This is a genomic window from Oleiphilus sp. HI0067, from assembly GCF_001635735.1.
In genome coordinates this window covers 1-1076 of sequence record NZ_LWFI01001361.1, presented here as the reverse complement: position 1 = coordinate 1076, position 1076 = coordinate 1, and the positions used below count along the sequence as shown (strand labels likewise).

Sequence of the window (1076 nt, the reverse complement as noted above, 5' to 3'; positions counted from 1 at the left end):
GTAGACAATGGCTGTTGGTCTGAATCTTCTTTTCTTTGCCTTCTTGGCGGTGATTCTCGGGACATCTCAAAGTAATCTATATGACATGCTGGTATCGAATGCGATTGCCCAGGGCGTGTTGTTTTTCTGCGTGGTCGTAATTCCATTTTTGATCACCAAGCGAATGTCTTTCGTTGATATTGCATGGCCTTTTGGGGTCGCTTTAATTGGCGCGCATATCTTGATGATGGGCGATGCAGACCCTGTGCGAAAAACTGTGGTCGGTGCGGTGTATTTGTTTATCGGATTGCGTATGGGCTTAGGTGCTCTAACCATGGCTAAAACCACGGGTGTGATCTTCAAATATGAATTCCCGCGTTACGATTATCGCCGCACTATGCTTGATCAGAGCGGTTCCAAATTCACGAATGCACACATGCTGGGTGAGGCCGTCGTACAAGGCTTTGCCAATATGACTGTGTTGGCGGTTCCCGGTTTCTTAATTGCGACAAGCACAATTGAAGGAATTAGTATGTGGGAATATGTTGGGCTCGGTCTTTGGGGCTTGGCTTATCTTTGCGAATCTGTCGCTGATGGGCAGAAGATGTATTTTATCTCAAAGAATCCAAAAGGCGTTTGCAATATAGGTTTGTGGAAGTATAGCCGTCATCCTAACTACTTTTCTGAGTGGTTAGTTTGGACGGGGATTGTCGTTGCGACTGTGCCATCTTGGTTGGCGATTCAAAGTGTAGAGACGCCGTTAGTTTGGATTAGCTTAGGTATCTGCGCATTGTTTGCATCGGTAATGTTGTACATCACTTTGGTATACCTGACTGGCGCAAAGCCAGCGGAGTATTATTCTGTACAACGCCGAGCGGGGTACAAGGAATACCAAGACACAACCAACATGTTCTTTCCGTGGTTTCCTAAAAATAGATAGACTTTAAAAAGTTGGGGGCAAAAAATTAGGGTCAGAAAAGTAGTCTGACCCCAGTTTGATACAGCTTATTTCGCGGCTTTAAATGCTGACCACATGCGTGAACCTGCGCGGTCATAACGCGGGCCATTAATCGGTGCAGGGAAGAGTTTGTCGAGCA

The 1076-nt window shown here is 46.1% G+C and carries 1 protein-coding gene; it reads left to right on the top strand.

Annotated elements, in window-relative coordinates:
• Positions 1-7 precede the first annotated feature (7 nt).
• Positions 8-919, top strand: coding sequence for a DUF1295 domain-containing protein (locus A3739_RS21615; RefSeq protein ID WP_068481003.1), 912 nt, complete (start codon positions 8-10; stop codon positions 917-919).
• The last annotated feature ends 157 nt before the right edge of the window (positions 920-1076 follow it).

What these genes read in the sequence shown, in the direction of transcription:
- A3739_RS21615 (WP_068481003.1), top strand. Translation starts at nt 8, where the DNA reads ATGGCTGTTGGTCTGAATCTTCTTTTCTTTGCCTTCTTGGCGGTGATT.